16 protein-coding genes are annotated in these 13,916 nt (G+C 62.0%); 2 read left to right on the top strand and 14 right to left on the bottom strand.

All coding sequences use genetic code 11. The features are described 5' to 3' along the window. Positions 1-15 precede the first annotated feature (15 nt). The 11 genes from ACTM82_RS01145 to ACTM82_RS01095 all read right to left on the bottom strand — a co-directional run bounded on the left by ACTM82_RS01145 (position 16) and on the right by ACTM82_RS01095 (position 9,663). Positions 16-1,158, bottom strand: a complete 1,143-nt coding sequence (locus ACTM82_RS01145; RefSeq protein WP_441053907.1) for an aminotransferase class V-fold PLP-dependent enzyme — start codon at positions 1,156-1,158, stop codon at positions 16-18. Next, positions 1,155-1,406, bottom strand: coding sequence for a DUF3343 domain-containing protein (locus tag ACTM82_RS01140; RefSeq protein WP_427795782.1), 252 nt, complete (start codon positions 1,404-1,406; stop codon positions 1,155-1,157). Before ACTM82_RS01140 ends, ACTM82_RS01145 begins: the two co-directional genes overlap by 4 nt. An 18-nt stretch (positions 1,407-1,424) precedes the next feature. Further along, the gene (gene yedF / locus ACTM82_RS01135; RefSeq protein ID WP_441053910.1) at positions 1,425-2,051 is read right to left on the bottom strand and encodes a sulfurtransferase-like selenium metabolism protein YedF; all 627 of its coding nucleotides are present in this window, start codon (positions 2,049-2,051) and stop codon (positions 1,425-1,427) included. A gap of 60 nt (positions 2,052-2,111) precedes the next feature. Further along, positions 2,112-3,161, bottom strand: coding sequence for a selenide, water dikinase SelD (gene selD / locus ACTM82_RS01130; protein WP_441053911.1), 1,050 nt, complete (start codon positions 3,159-3,161; stop codon positions 2,112-2,114). An 84-nt stretch (positions 3,162-3,245) separates the two neighbouring features. Beyond that, complete coding sequence (locus ACTM82_RS01125; RefSeq protein ID WP_441053913.1) at positions 3,246-3,686, bottom strand: BadF/BadG/BcrA/BcrD ATPase family protein; 441 nt, start codon at positions 3,684-3,686, stop codon at positions 3,246-3,248. A gap of 7 nt (positions 3,687-3,693) precedes the next feature. Next, positions 3,694-4,044, bottom strand: a complete 351-nt coding sequence (locus ACTM82_RS01120; protein WP_441053915.1) for a 2-hydroxyacyl-CoA dehydratase — start codon at positions 4,042-4,044, stop codon at positions 3,694-3,696. Positions 4,045-4,161: 117 nt separating this feature from the next. Then, entirely contained in the window at positions 4,162-5,232 is a 1,071-nt protein-coding gene (locus tag ACTM82_RS01115; protein WP_441053917.1) for a sulfate/molybdate ABC transporter ATP-binding protein, read from the bottom strand. A 3-nt stretch (positions 5,233-5,235) separates the two neighbouring features. After that, positions 5,236-6,717, bottom strand: a complete 1,482-nt coding sequence (gene modB / locus ACTM82_RS01110) for a molybdate ABC transporter permease subunit (RefSeq protein ID WP_441053919.1) — start codon at positions 6,715-6,717, stop codon at positions 5,236-5,238. Positions 6,718-6,832: 115 nt separating this feature from the next. Continuing rightward, complete coding sequence (gene modA / locus ACTM82_RS01105; protein ID WP_441053921.1) at positions 6,833-7,705, bottom strand: molybdate ABC transporter substrate-binding protein; 873 nt, start codon at positions 7,703-7,705, stop codon at positions 6,833-6,835. A gap of 205 nt (positions 7,706-7,910) precedes the next feature. Beyond that, complete coding sequence (locus ACTM82_RS01100) at positions 7,911-8,390, bottom strand: MogA/MoaB family molybdenum cofactor biosynthesis protein (protein ID WP_441053923.1); 480 nt, start codon at positions 8,388-8,390, stop codon at positions 7,911-7,913. Positions 8,391-8,400: 10 nt separating this feature from the next. Continuing rightward, the gene (locus ACTM82_RS01095; protein WP_441053925.1) at positions 8,401-9,663 is read right to left on the bottom strand and encodes a molybdopterin molybdotransferase MoeA; all 1,263 of its coding nucleotides are present in this window, start codon (positions 9,661-9,663) and stop codon (positions 8,401-8,403) included. 210 nt (positions 9,664-9,873) lie between these two features. Between ACTM82_RS01095 and ACTM82_RS01090 the strand changes: the two genes are divergently transcribed. Further along, positions 9,874-11,295 (top strand): chloride channel protein, encoded by a 1,422-nt coding sequence (locus tag ACTM82_RS01090; RefSeq protein ID WP_441053927.1) that lies wholly within the window; start codon positions 9,874-9,876, stop codon positions 11,293-11,295. Between the two features lie 87 nt (positions 11,296-11,382). Then, positions 11,383-12,345, top strand: coding sequence for a diacylglycerol/lipid kinase family protein (locus tag ACTM82_RS01085; RefSeq protein ID WP_441053929.1), 963 nt, complete (start codon positions 11,383-11,385; stop codon positions 12,343-12,345). Positions 12,346-12,432: 87 nt separating this feature from the next. On the opposite strand, the gene ACTM82_RS01080 is transcribed toward ACTM82_RS01085, so the two are convergent. The 3 genes from ACTM82_RS01080 to ACTM82_RS01070 form a co-directional block, all read right to left on the bottom strand. Next, positions 12,433-12,813: a peptide chain release factor family protein gene (locus ACTM82_RS01080; protein ID WP_441053931.1), complete on the bottom strand. Its 381-nt coding sequence runs from the start codon at positions 12,811-12,813 to the stop codon at positions 12,433-12,435. Positions 12,814-12,896: 83 nt separating this feature from the next. Next, positions 12,897-13,475 carry a xanthine phosphoribosyltransferase gene (locus tag ACTM82_RS01075; RefSeq protein WP_427727567.1) on the bottom strand — a complete coding sequence of 193 codons (579 nt, stop codon included), beginning with the start codon at positions 13,473-13,475 and terminating at the stop codon, positions 12,897-12,899. A 58-nt stretch (positions 13,476-13,533) separates the two neighbouring features. Next, positions 13,534-13,821 carry a hypothetical protein gene (locus tag ACTM82_RS01070; RefSeq protein ID WP_441053933.1) on the bottom strand — a complete coding sequence of 96 codons (288 nt, stop codon included), beginning with the start codon at positions 13,819-13,821 and terminating at the stop codon, positions 13,534-13,536. Positions 13,822-13,916 lie beyond the last annotated feature (95 nt).

The raw sequence follows: 13,916 nt of genomic DNA, 5'->3' as shown, positions 1-13,916 counted from the left end.
GCACAGAAGGTTGGTCTAATCGCAGCTCAAATCGCGGAGCGCGTCAATCGCGGTGTCGACTTCCCTGTCCGTGTTGAAATACCCAAACGAGAAACGAACGACACCCTGACGCTCAGTCCCGAGCGCGCGGTGCATGAGCGGGGCACAATGGGCGCCGGGGCGCGTCGCAATCCCCCAGCCTTGCATGAGCGCGTCCGAGATCTGGGCAGAGTCGATATCGCCCACGTTAAGCGAAACGATCGCCGAGCGCATCGGCTGGTCAAAGGCGCCGTAGAGCGCAATGCCGGGGATTTCGCGCACGCCGGCAAGGAAGCGCTCTGCAAGCGAGCGCTCATGCGCCGCAATCGCCTCGACCCCACCCTGGGCCTCGATAAAGTCGAGGCCGGCAGAAAGGCCCGCGATACCGTGACCGTTGAGCGTACCGGCCTCCAGGCGCGTGGGCCACTCAAGCGGCTGCAGCGCATCGAAGCTGTGAACGCCCGTGCCGCCCATGGCCCACGGTGCCACGTCAATGCCTTCCGCCACGGCTAGGCCGCCGGTCCCCTGCGGACCCATAAGCCCCTTGTGACCGGTAAAACACACAACGTCGAGCCCCATGGCGTGCATATCGATATGCGCCGTGCCGGCAGACTGCGAGGCATCGACGATCACCAACGCACCTGCCGCATGGGCCATGGCCGCTACGCGCGCAATGTCGACCGCGTTGCCGGTCACATTGGAGGTGTGCGTCACCACCACAGCACGCGTGTCCGGCGTCACCAACCGCTCGAGCTCGTCGTAGTCGAGCACGCCGTTCGCGTCGCAGCCCGCATGCTCAACCGCCACACCCTGTACCGCCGACAGGCGATTGAGCGGGCGTAACACCGAGTTGTGCTCGAGCACCGTCGTGACCACACGGTCGCCGGGGCGCACCACGCCACAGATGGCGGTGTTGAGCGCAGCCGTGGAGTTGGGCGTAAAGCACACATGGTCCGCTCTCGGGCAACCCAAAAGGCGCGCGAGCTTGGCACGGCAACCGTGAATCGTACGAGCCGCATCGAGAGCACCCGACGTGGCGCCGCGCCCGGCATTGCCGAGCGAGCACATCGCCTGCGTCACGGCATCGATGACCGCCTGCGGCTTATGCATGGTCGTCGCCGCGTTATCCAGATAGATCATCGCACGACCTCCCACATGTCAATCACCGTAAAGCCCTCGGTGGGAACACCGGCTGCGGCAAGCTCGGCGCGCAGCAGCTCCTCATCGGCAGGCAACGCCTTCCACGCCAAGCCGCAGCCGGCAGCGACCTCCCCGGGCACGGGAATCGTGCGCCCGGGAAGGCCGCGCTCGATGCATAGGGTCTCGCACCCCATGGCGGCCGCCGTGGTGGGAAACGTGATGACAAGCGCCGGGCGCTTTTCTCTCATGGCAATCCCGCCCAAACGCTACGGGCGCACGACGCGCACGGCCTGCTCCATCTTCTCCACGATCACGTACATGTTGGTGACCTCGCCCACCGCAAGCTGGTCTTTAATGCCAAAGTGGTCCAGGCAGGTACCGCAAGTGAGAATCTCGACGCCCTGCTCGGCCAGGCCCTTCAGGTCATCGAGCACCGGCGAGCCCTCGACGGTGAGCTTGGCGCCGCCGTTGTAGAACAGCATGGTCGCGGGCAGCTCCTCCTGCTGCGTCACGGCAAAGATAAACGCCTTCATGAGCTTGTGGCCCAGCTCGTCGTCGCCACTGCCCATGCAGTCGGTGTAGACGGAAATGACGAGTTTGCCCTTGCCGGCGCTGGCATCACAGAAGGCAGCGCCATCCTGCTCGGGGTCCGCAACGGCCACGGCACCGGCGGTCGCCACGGTCACGTGCCACTCGGCGTCAGAAACCTTCTCGACCGAGGCCGTGCAGCCCTTCTCCTGCGCCATCTTGGAGATGTTCTTGACGGCGGTCTCGTTATCGACCGAGGTCACGACAACGCCCTCGCCATCGAGTTGCTTGAGCGCCTTAAGCGTCTTGACGACGGGCAGCGGGCAGGCATCGCCCATGGCGTTGACTTCAATCTTGGTAGACATAGCCTTTCCTTTCGAAAGAACCGTTCTAGAGAACGGTAAACAGTTACATAAACGTGCGGGCTAGCGGACAACGAGGACGGCAGAACCACCTGGCACCGGCTCGCACACGCGGCCGACGACGGAGGCAACGCGCCCCTCGGCATGCAGACGGCGCGCAAGCTCATCCACATCGGCAGCAGGTGCCGCGATAAGCAGGCCGCCCGAGGTCTGCGGATCGTACAGCGCGTCGAGCATCCCCGGCTCCAGACCATCGTCGACTGCCACGCGCGGGCCAAAGAAGTCCTGGTTGCGGTAGGCGCCGGCAGGGATAATGCCAAGGCGTGCCATGTCGAGCACCTGGTCAAAGAGCGGCACCGCCCCCGACACAAGCTCAATCTGCACGCCCGAGCCCTCGGCCATCTCGCACGCATGTCCGATCAGGCCAAAGCCCGTGATGTCGGTGCAGCCATGAAGCTCGAGGTCCTCGGCCAGACGAATCGGAGCCTCGTTGAGGGTCCGCATCGAGTCAAACATGGCTGCGGCCTCGTCCTGTTCGATGAGCTCGCCCTTAATGGCCGTAGTGATGATGCCCGAGCCGATCGCCTTGGTCAGCAGCAGAACATCGCCCACGCGTGCGCCGCTGTTGGCGAGCATACGGTCAAGCGCGACAAAGCCACTCACGGACAGGCCGTACTTGGGCTCGTCGTCGTTGATGGTGTGGCCGCCCGCGATGGCACAGCAGGCCTCGACGCACTTGTCGGCGCCACCCGCCAGAATCTGGCCGGCAACCTCAACGCCCAGGCAACTGGGTATGCAAAGCAGGTTCATGGCATGGCTCGGCCGTCCACCCATGGCGTATATGTCCGACAGCGAGTTTGCCGCGGCGATCTGGCCAAACAGGAACGGGTCGTCGACCATCGGTGGGAAGAAGTCGATGGACTGCACGAGGCCCAAGTTATCGCCAACGCGGAAGACGCTCGCATCGTCGGAGGTATCGAACCCCACGAGCAGGTTGTCGTTATGCACATTGGGTAAGTCGCCCAGGACCTGGGCGAGGGCTCCAGGAGCCAACTTAGCGGCTCAACCGCTCGCGGCAGTCATCTGCGTGAGCTTCATGAGATCGTCAGCCATCGATACCTCCTCTCATCGGTCAATCAGTTCCTCCCAGTATACGCATGACGGCGCCGAGAGCGGGCAATTTATCGCACCGGCCCCCTACGCGAGCGCCTGGGCTCGAATGGCCGCGCCGATGGCACCGGCAAAGCGGGCCTGGGGCGAGGTAGTGACCGGCGAGCCCACCAATGCGCCAAGACGCTCGATGACATAGGCGTTTTCGCACAGACCACCGGTCAGATAGTACGGGGCGCCCGCGGCTTGCGAGGCCATGGTCGCCACACGCGACACGACGCTCTCGATCACACCGCGGGCAATGTTCTCGCGCGGCTCGCCGCGGCCGATCAGGCTAATGACCTCGCTCTCGGCAAACACCGTGCACATGCTGCTGATCTTGGTGGGCTCGCCGGAACGCGCCAGGTCGGCAGCCACGTCATAGCCAGCCGCTGCCAGTGCCTCGCGCAGCCGCTCGGAAGCATCGACCGAGGAGAACCCGGTTGGCTGCACGCAGGTCCACGTCACCGAATCCACCCCATCGACCACAGCGGCCTTAGCCGCCGTAGAAGCCCTCGAGCTCCTCCTTGAGCAGGCGGCACTCCTCGTACCAGCCTTCACGCTCGTAGGCGCGGTCGCGACCCTGAGGAAGATGCAGAATGTGCGTGCGCTTAAGCTCCCCCAGCAGCTCGTACATCTTCTTCTTGCCGTCGCAGGCGGTCTCGCCGATGATCATGTCGCTAAAGTACGTAAACGGGCACTTTTGCGAGTAGGCAAAGCCGTACGTCGACTTGATGAGCGGGCAGAGGTTTGACGGCAGCACCTTCTCGGCCTCGGGAATCACCTCGTCGGACGTACCGCACAGAGCCACGCTTGCAGCCCCCGCGGCATCGTCGTACGACAGCATCGTGTGCCGTCGTTTAATAAATTGATTGCTTGATTGATAAGAGTTTGTCATCCCTCATTCGGCGAACGGCAAAAACAAAGCCGCCGAGGCTTATATCCCCGACGGCATTACCCGGCGCTATCGACAAACCAAATGGATCCTACTGGCATCAAAATGCATGCGCAGCGTCTCGCCTGCTTGTGGCAGCTCGTCGACAGGCATGCCCACCTTGTTGACCTTCCACTGCAGACGCGTTGGCGCATCGACGCGCGGTACGTCCAGCAGCACCAGCCGCTCAAAGCGCGAATCGCTCACACGGGCCACGTGCAAATCATAGCTATTGCGGCCCCGCTCGGCACGGTTGTCAACATGGAAGTAACTTGCGCGAATGCCCAGGTACACCACATTATCGGGAACCTCGCGACCCACGTTAAAGGTCATGCCCCAGTCGAGCGCCTCAACTTCCTCGGGCCCGATCTTTCGTGCGCGGCTTGTGTTCTTACACCCCGTCAGACGCAGTGCCGCCAGCGTCTGCGGACGGCGGACCACGTCCTCGACGGAGCCGATCTCCTCCACATGCCCGTTATGCATCACGCAGATGCGCTGGCAGAGGCGGCACGCTTCGTCGATGTCGTGGCTCACGTAGAGCACGGTGCGGTTACAGACGTCAAACAGGTCGAGCATGTTCTGCTCGAGGGCGCTCTTAAGATAAGAATCGAGCGCGCTCATGGGCTCGTCGAACATAAAAACGCCCGGATGCGCCGCCACCATGCGGGCGAGCGCCACGCGTTGCTGCTGACCGCCCGAGAGGCGTGCGGGATAGCGGTCGGCAAAATCGGCCAGACCGAAAATGCCCAGATAGCGCTCGGCAAGTTGCTTGCGCGCCACGGCGTCGCCTGCGTCCTTTACGCCGGCACATACGTTATCGGCCACCGTCATGTTGGGAAACAGCTGATAGTTTTGGAACAGCAGGGCACATTTTCGCTCCTGAGGCGACAGGTTGATGCCCGCCGCCGAGTCAAAAAAGGTCACACCGTTGACGACGATCTTGCCCTCGTCGGGCGTCTCCACGCCGGCAATGCAGCGCAACGTACAGCTCTTGCCGCAGCCCGAGGCGCCCAGCAGCGCCACACGCTCCTCGCCGGCCTCAAGCTGCATGTCGAGTGTAAACCCGGGATAGTGCTTTTTGATGTCCAGAACGAGCGACATGGCCTATCGACCTCCCTGCAAAGCGGCGTCATCGCGCATGAGCTCGACCAGCGCCTCGCGATCGATACGCAAGGCATCGCCGCCCGCCGGGTCGAGTGAATCGCCCCGTCCGGCGAGATCTTTGGCCTGCTTGCGCTCCGCACGGGAAAGGCCCCGCTCGCGATACTTTTGCGAATGAGCGGTGTACATATTGATGAACAGGATGACTAGGAAACAAAACACGATTACGACGATGACCCAAAAGAGCGCCACCGACGTGTTGCCGCCCATCCATTCAAAGTAAATGGCGATGGGAATGGTCTGCGTAATACCGGCGTAGTTGCCCGCAAAGAACAGGGTGCAGCCAAACTCACCCATTGCGCGGGCAAAGGCGAGCACCGTGCCGGCGGCGATGGAGGGCCAGCCGAGCGGCATCATGAGCTTGGTAAAGATGCGACGCTCGGACCATCCCAGCGTGCGCGCCGCATCGAGCATCTGCGTGTCGAGGCTCTCGAAGGCACCGAGTGCCGTACGATAGACGAGCGGGAACGACACCACCACGGCAGATATCACCGCCGCCGGCCACGTAAAGACGATCGAGATGCCGTGCGCGATAAGCCACTGGCCCACCCCGGTCGAGCGGCCAAACAGCATGAGGAGCAGAAAGCCGCAGACCGTGGGCGGCAGCACCATAGGAATCGTAAAAACCGAATCGAGCAGGCCCTTGATGCGACTCGAGGTACCCATAGTCTTCCACGCGGCGAACAGCCCCAGCGCAAAGGAGATCAGCAGGGCAAGGCCGCTCGTTTTTATGGACACCCAAAACGGGCGATAGTCGATGTCGCCCAAGAAGGCTGCGGCGCGCTCCGCCAGCGACGGCGGCACCGTCGTCGACACGTCCGCATACCGCACGAGGGCGGCGTTATCGCTCCACAGGACGCCGTCACCCAAATCTAGCTCGGCATTCGCGGCGTCGGCGGCATTCACTACCGTGTAGTAATCGCCGTTGCCGCCCTTCACCTTAAACTGATAGCGGTAATCGCTCTGCACCAGCGCGTTATCCGAGGTAAAGACCCATTCGAGATTAGAGTCCTCCAGCAACGCACCACCCATGGAGTGCGACTTGTCGAGCCCCACGAGCATCTTCTTGAGCGCCTTTTGGTCATCTGCCTTTGAGATATCGAGCCCCGCGTCTTTGGCGGCATGGGCGTCGAGCCAGACCACGATGCTCTCAGGCGTCGTCACCGTCACGAGGGTCGTCTTCTTGTAGATAGGAAAACGGTAGCCCTCGGGCTGACCCGCAAACGAACGGGCCGTGCCCTTGGCATTGCGCTCAAACGCGTTGAGGCCAAACCCGACGCCATCGATAAGCGCGGAATCTTCGGTCGCCTGGCAGCCATCGGCGGTGGTGAAGAGTGCCTCGGCCCGAGCAACCCCGGGCGGTGCGGTCAGCACGCACAGAACCGCAGCCAGCACGGCGAGCAGGCGAATCGTTTTCCTTGGCACGGGCGACTCCTCAAACACAGGGCAACGGCGCGCGGACACGCCGGTTCAATCAAAAGGGCGGGCGATCGCGAGAACGCCCGCCCTCAAGCATATCGTTATGCAGCGATGTTGCGAACTACGCGGAAAGCTCAAAGCCGTACTTAGCCCAAATCTTCTGGGCTTTCTTGTTGGTCAGGCAGAAGTCGATGAACGCCTTGGCCTCGTCGGCGTGCTCGGAGCTATCGGCGACAGCGCCAGGATACACGATGGTCTTGTGCGAGTCCTCGGGGCACACGAAGGCCTCCTCGATGCCGTCGTAGCGGAAGATATCGGAGCTGTAGACAAAACCGGCCACGCAGTCGCCCGTAGAGACGTAAGACGCAGCGGTGCCGACCTTGTCGGCCAGAGCCACCTTGTCGGCGAGATCGGGTGTATACTCGCCGTCGTCGCCCTCGGTGCCGGTGTAGAGGCCCACGGAGGCCAGGGCCTGGTTGGCGTACTTGCCGGCGGGAACGGTCTTGGCGTCGCCGATGGCGATCTTGCCGTCCAGGTTCGCGACGTCGGCGATGGCCTCGACCCTGGTGTCGGAGCCCTCGGCGCGAATGATCACGAGGTCGTTGACGAACATGTCCTCACGCGTGTCGGCGTCGACGAGCTCGGCGGTCTCAGCGTCATCCATGGTGCCCTTGGAAGCGGTGATGAGTACGTCGACGGCGGCACCGGCGCGCATATGCTCGACAAGGTCGCCAGACGCCTTAAACTGCGTGTCGGCAAACGTGGTGCCGGTCTGGTCGGTATAGAGCTTCTGAACCTCGGGCAGGGCCTTCTCGAGCGAGTTGGCAGCAAAGACTTGCAGCTCAACAGCCTTCTTGGAAGATGCCTTAGCAGAACCGGCATCGGAGCCAGTCGGCCCAGACGTCTTGCTGCCGGAACAGCCGGCAAGCCCAAGGCCGGCAGCGGCGACAGCGGAAAGTGAAACGAACCCTCGGCGAGAAACCGTATCGAACATGTTCAACCCTTTCGAACGCTACGCCCGGGCACCCCGCCGCAAGCTTTATTCTGTTACTAGATTATACTTTTGCGCGAATAGTGTTTGTGATAAATATTTCTCGTCTAATAATTTTCCTTTACCGATAACCACGAGACGGCCCGCACTGTCGCTGCATAAAAAAGGCGGAGCAGCCCGTAAGGTCACTCCGCCGCAGGTAATGCGCTTATTTGGCGTGCCCGCCCCCCGCCGTCATTTGAGCTGCGTGCTCCAGCTGGTCGCTCACAGCCTCCCAGCTTTCGCGGGCCGCTTTCGTTGATCCCGGAAAGTTGATGACAAGCGTATGCCCACGCTGCATGCACACGGCGCGCGAAAGCATAGCGCGGCGCGTCTTGGTCATGGAGTACGCACGGATTGCCTCTGCAATACCCGGTACATCGCGGTCGCAGACGGCACGCGTCGCCTCGGGCGTCACGTCACGCATCGAAAGGCCCGTGCCGCCGCAGGTGAGCACGACATTGGCGTGGCACTCATCGGCCGCTTCCACAATGGCATCACCGATCTCGCTGACGTCGTCGCGCACGACCACATGCGAGGCGACCGTCCGGCCCTGTGCCGCGATGAGTTCCTCGAGCGCAGCACCCGCCTCGTCCTGGGCAAGATCGCGCGTATCCGAGCACGTCACAATCGAAATCTTCAACTCCATAGCGTTCCTCCTATAGCACCGCGCCCTCAGGCAAGTCGACACGCACGACATCCACGACGTCGCCCGCCTTGAGGTCACACGGGCCTTCGTCAATACGCAGCAGGCAGTTGGCCCGCTGCATCGTGCCGAGCAGCGCCGAATTCTGCGTCTTGGCCTCGGTCACCAACAGCTCACCGGTCTCGGGGTCGCGCAAAACCGTGGCACGATCGAAGAAGCGGCGATGCTGTCGCTTCTTCACGCCGTGTGTGAGCTTCGCCTGCTGCACGGGACGCACGCCCTCGGCAAAGCCGCGCATCTTGCGGATCGCCGGGCGGGCGAGCATCTCAAAGCCCACATACGCCGCCGCGGGATTGCCCGAAAGTCCCAAATATGGCTTGCCCCCCAGCAGACCAAACGTGATGGCCTTGCCGGGACGCATCGAGATGCGGTCGAACAGCACCTCGCCCTCGCGCCGAACGAGCGCCGTCACATAGTCGTAATCACCCGCAGAGGCGCCACCACTCGTAATGACAAAATCGCACTCCTGCGCAGCGTGATGCACCAGCTCGGCAATCGCCTGCTCATCATCGGGCGCAATGCCGTAGAACACGGGCTCGGCTCCTGCATCGAGCGCCTCGGCCATCAACGCCGACGAGTTGGAGTCGCGAATCTGCCCGCGCGCCGGCACGTTACTCGGTGCGACCAGTTCCGTCCCCAGCGAGATAATGCCCACGCGCGGCGCGGCATGCACCTTCACGCTCGCATACCCGGCGCTCGCCAGCAAGCCGGCGCCCGCCGAAGCCACAACCTCTCCAGCGTACATCACGACGTCGCCAGTATGCGCTTCCTCAGCAGCCGATCGAACGTTCTCCCCCACCTTGGCCGGCGCCGAGAATCTCACACGCGAACCCTCGTTGCCGTCACCGTCGAGCACATCGACGATCTCGTACTTCACCACGGCATCGGCACCTTCGGGTACCGGCGCGCCCGTCATGATACGAACCGTGTCGCCCGCGCCGATTGCGCCCTCAAAGACATGGCCCGCCGCCTCGTGCCCCACGACAGAAAGCGTCACGGGCGCATCGGTGGACGCTTTGGCGAGGTCGACGGCGCGCACGGCATATCCGTCCATAGCGCTGTTGGCAAACGGCGAAATGTCGATATCGGCCACCGCGTCCTCGGCCAAGGGGAGACCGGCGGCTTGCCACACGGGAATCTCGACGAGATCGGTCGGAGCAACGTGCGACAGAACAATCGACTGCGCGTCCTCCAGCGGAATGAGTTTCTCTGCCATATGCACCTCTTAATGCCACAGCGCACAACGGGGGCGCCAATTCTTTATGCTTGTCTCAGTATAATCCCCTGCCGCACGGCGGCGAAACGACCCACGTTCTCGAATACATCTGTCGGCCGCAAGCCGCGAAACAGAACCGAAACCAACCTGCCGGTTTGTCACGTTTGGCACGTTCTATAATGCTCGTGTTGCAACCTAAAAGAGGAACGTATGGCTTTTACCGACAAACCCGAAAGCGCAAACGAGGCGCAGGATCATTCCCAGCCGCTCGACGACGGCGGCTTTTTCTCCCTGAACGACGTCATCATGGCAGGCAGGCAACAGCTCACCCGCTCCGAGCATCTCTTGGCTGCCGACACGCGCCGCAATGCCCACAACCTACTCGCGAGCGCTAAGTTGCTCGTGCTCGTCGTCATCGTCTCGCTCGCCATGGGCGTTGCCGCTTGGGCGTTTTTGGCCTCGTTGAATATCGCGACCGACTATCGCGAGCACCATACGTGGATTTACGCGCTGCTTCCCGTTGTGGGCGTTGCCACCGCATGGGCGTACAAAAACCACGGTCTTGCCGCCAAACGCGGTAACAACCTGGTCATCGACTCCGCTCTGGGCACACGCCTCATCCATAAGCGCATGGCCGTCCTCACCTTCGTCTGCTCCACGCTCACGCACCTAACGGGCGGATCGGCCGGTCGCGAGGGAGCCGCGGTGCAGATTGGCGGCACCATCGCCAGCAACATCTCAAGCCTCGCCCACCTCAAAAAGCATGACCACCACGACCTCATGCTCGCCGGCATCTCGTCGGCCTTTGGCGCCGTATTCGGTTCGCCCCTTGCCGGAGCTTTCTTTGGCATGGAGATGTGCTTTATCGGCAAGATCGACTACACCGCAGGGATCTACTGCCTGGTCGCCTCGTTTACCGGCTACTTTACATCACTCGCCCTGGGTACCGAGTACGAAGCGAATGCCATCGCCAGCGTTCCCGCCATGACGCCCAAAACGGTCGTTATCGTTGTTATCAGCGCCATTATCTTCGGTCTGACGGCACGCCTCTTTGCCTGGTCGGTTCGAACCGTCAAGAGCCTGTACGGTCGCTTTATCACCAATTACCTCGTTCGCGCACTTATAGGCGCACTCGTGGTTTTGGCTGTCTATGCCCTCCTCGACGCCTGGGACTACGCCGGCCTTTCCACGTGGCTTTCGGGCGCCGGGTTTGCCGGCAACACCACCCTCGCCGACGCCGTCATCAAGCTCATCGTAACGGCACTCACCCTGGGTGCCGGTTTCCAAGGCGGCGAGGTCACGCCCCTGTTTGGCATCGGTGCGGCACTCGGTGGCTGGATCGGTTGCCTTACCGGGCTCGACCCCAGTTTTCTGGCGGCTCTCGGCATGCTCGGCGTGTTCTGTGCCGGCCTTAACGTGCCCATCACCACCTGCATGATGGCCATCGACCTGTTCCACGGCACGGCCGCCGGGTTCTTTGTCATCGTGGCCTTTATCAGCTATCTCGCCGGCGGACACCGCGGCGTGTACCCTGCCCAGCGCATCATCTCACCCAAGCGCCGTTCGCTTATAGTGGATGAGGGCGGTACGGTAGCGGATGCTATCGAGCGCCACAACGACCTGATAGAGTAGACGTAAGTATTCGCCGTGCAGCCACAATCGGGGGGCAATTCGACCCGAGCGCGACCGCACCGTCACGCCATACGCCGGGAGTCGCCCATGCACGCAACTGATTTTGGTCGCACGCTCATCATCGCCAACCCAGCCGCCCAATCGGGTGCGGCGCGCGAAGTTGCCGAGCGCCTGCAACGCTTTTTGGACATGGCTGCACGCGCATCCCAGTTTGACCTGGTATTGACCGAGCGTATGGGGCACGCCAAGGAGCTGGCCGCACAGGCTCAGGGCTATCGCACCGTTATCGCCCTTGGCGGCGACGGCGTGATCCACGAGGTCGTCAACGGGCTTATGGCACAAAAGGAGGACCCCCGCCCCGCTCTTGCCATCCTACCCGTGGGTTCCGGCAACGATTTTGCCCAAACGCTCGGTATAGAAGATTTCTCCGGCAAGGATTTTGGCGCGCTGCTCACCTGCGAGCTGCAGCGTCAGGACATCGGTCGCATTCGCTCATGGAACCCCGCAAGCGGTAGCGGCGAGGCTTGCGTTGAGTACTACGACCAGACGCTCTCCGTCGGTATTGACGCCGCCATCGGCCTGGGCACCACCGAGCTGCGCAAAAAGACGGGCCTCACCGGCGCTCCGCTCTACACCCTCTCGGGACTTGAACAGTTTGGCCTGCGCTATCGCAACTACCCCATGACAGTCAGCTTTGACGGCGCGCCCGCCGAGCGCGTGAGGGCGATCATCATGGCGATTCAGCTGGGCCCCACGTATGGCTCGGGCTATCGCATCTGTCCCGACGCCGACCCGTGCGACGGCATGCTCGACGTTTGCTACGCCTGCGGCCCCGTTCCGCGCGCGGTCGCGCTTCCCATGTTCCTTTCGGCCAAGGACGGCCACCATACCAAGTTGCCGCCGGTTTGCATGCGTCGCTGCCGCCATGCCGAGCTCACCTTTGAGGAGCCCGACTACCCCATCCAGGCCGACGGCGAACCTGTTATCGCCTCGCGCATCGAAGTCGACATCCTACCCGGCGCCCTCCAAGTCTGGCGTCCAACCCGCTAACCACCCCTAAGTTGCGGTGAAATAGGGACTGTTTATGCAGGTAAAGCCGCAAAACAGCCCCTATTTCACCGCAACTTATCGAGAAGATCACTCCTCCCCGCCCGGCTTGCGGCGGTTGGCCTTTTTAATGGCGTTGAAGTGCTTGTCATTAAGTCTGCGCTGGCGAGAGCGCTGAGGCACCTTGGTCTTTACGCGTCGACGCGGTGAACGCCCGCGACGCTCAAGCTCAGCGTGTAGCTTACGCAAACAGCAGCTACGATTTTGGAACTGACTGCGACTCTCGCGCGCCGTCACGGTAATCCCCGTAGGGATATGTTTCATGCGCACCGCCGAGTCCGTCGTGTTCACGCCTTGCCCGCCCGGACCCGTCGCGCGAAACACCTGCACCTCGCAATCGCGCGCCAGCTCCTCGACCGACATCTCGGCATAGCGCGCATACTCACGCCATCCCATCTTGTTCTCATCCATATCAACACCTCCCCTCATACAAAAAATGTGACAAAGGGACACCCCCTTTGTCACATCGCATACCAATCGCTTGTGTTGCGCGCTTAGGCGAAGGTGATCTCGCCGTTCTCACAGTCCATATCGGCGATACGGGCCAGGCTCTCAACACGGAAGCCGCGCTCGCGGAGCTTATCGCCACCGCCTTGGAAGCCCTTCTCCACCGCAATGCCAATGCCGGACACCTCGGCACCCGCAGCCTCGCAGATCTTGATAAGACCCTCGAGCGCGCATCCGTTGGCCAGGAAGTCGTCGATAATCAGGACCTTGTCGCCCTCGGACAGGAAGCGCTTGCCAACGATGACCGGGTACTCCTTCTGCTTGGTAAAGGAGTAGATGGTCGTGGCATACTGCTCGCCGTCGAGGTTGATGGACTGCGCCTTCTTGGCAAAGACCACCGGCACGCCGCCAAAATGCTGGGCTGCGATGCAGGCCATGCCAATGCCCGAAGCCTCGATCGTAAGGATCTTGTTAATCTCGACATCCTCGAACAGACGGGCCCACTCGGCGCCCATGTGGTCAAACAGCTCAACGTCGCACTGGTGGTTGAGGAAAGCATCAACCTTAAGGACATTACCGGCCTTTACGATGCCGTCATGGCGAATACGGTCCTCAAGCTCCTGCATGGCGCAACCCCTTCTCGCGGCAACGATACCGCGCGATTAATAAACATTGCTCGATAGTCTACCACGGACCGACCCCCGCCCGCCCCACAAGCCGCATCGCACCACAAAGCCGCATCGCCGCACAAGCCGCAAGCAGATACACCGAGCTTACCAGCTGAATGCGATCGAGGCCCACGCCCAGCTCCTTTTGCATCACGGGCAGCGCCACGGTCACGACGGTCGAATCCAGACACACCATAAACGTCATGATGAGCACCGTAAACAGAATCGCCCATTTGTTCTTGCCATGGGTGTCCCCCTCAAGAGCGATGTGTTCGCGGCGCAGCTGCTCTGCGGTTTTCTCCATATCCATCCTTTCGAGTGGCGCAACACAAAAAACGGGGCCCCAATCGCCTGCAAACAGTCGCGATTGGGGCCCCGCCTACGGTATCGGAGCTAAAG

The sequence above is a fragment of the Collinsella sp. HCP3S3_E5 genome (genome assembly GCF_052067635.1).
In the GTDB taxonomy this organism is placed as follows: Bacteria; Actinomycetota; Coriobacteriia; order Coriobacteriales; family Coriobacteriaceae; genus Collinsella.
The sequence above is the reverse complement of the archived record's forward strand: the minus strand, read 5'-3'. Positions and strand labels throughout refer to the sequence as shown.